Source organism: Streptomyces griseicoloratus, assembly GCF_014534645.1.
Classification (GTDB): domain Bacteria; phylum Actinomycetota; class Actinomycetes; order Streptomycetales; family Streptomycetaceae; genus Streptomyces; species Streptomyces griseicoloratus.
This window is the reverse complement of the sequence record NZ_JACVQF010000082.1, coordinates 1-655: the sequence shown is the minus strand read 5'-3', so window position 1 is coordinate 655 and position 655 is coordinate 1. Positions and strand designations below refer to the sequence as shown.

General features: G+C 67.6%; 1 protein-coding gene. It reads right to left on the bottom strand.

The window, feature by feature from the left end:
- On the bottom strand, nucleotides 1-655 hold a 655-nt coding region (locus H0H10_RS02305; protein ID WP_223179269.1), incomplete at both ends, for a phosphopantetheine-binding protein.

Here is a 655-nt window from a genome sequence, read left to right as displayed (position 1 = left end):
TGGTGGAAGAAGATGCCCTCCTGGAGAGGGGCAAGGGGATAGACGTCCGCGATGTTCGCCGCACCACCGGGGACCTTCCCCACGACCCGGGCCAGCTCAGCCTCGCTCAGCTCCGCCAACGGCAGCATCCCCGGCGTGATCACCTCCGCACCCTCAGGAATCAGATTCGGCGGCACCACCACCTCCTCCGGACCAGCCACCCCCGCCAACCCCGCCGGCGTCGGCGAACGGAACAACGCCCGCACCGACACCGACACACCCCGCCCCCGCAACCGCTCCACCAACGACACCGCCAACAGCGAATGCCCACCCAGAGCGAAGAAGTCGTCATCCGCACCCACCGACGACAACCCCAGAACCTCAGCGAAAACCTGACACAACACCTCCTCCAGCGCCGTCACCGGCCCCCTACCCCCACCCGACCCGAACTCCGGAACCGGCAGCGCACCACGATCCAGCTTGCCGTTCACCGACAACGGCAGAACATCCAAGAACACGACCGCCGACGGCACCATGTACGACGGCAACCGCTCCCCCGCAAACCCCCGCACCACATCAGCAGTCAGCTCCCGCTCTGCCGCAACGACGTACGCCACCAGACGCCGGTCACCCGGGACGTCCTCACGCACCACCACAGCCACCTGAGCCACGTCCG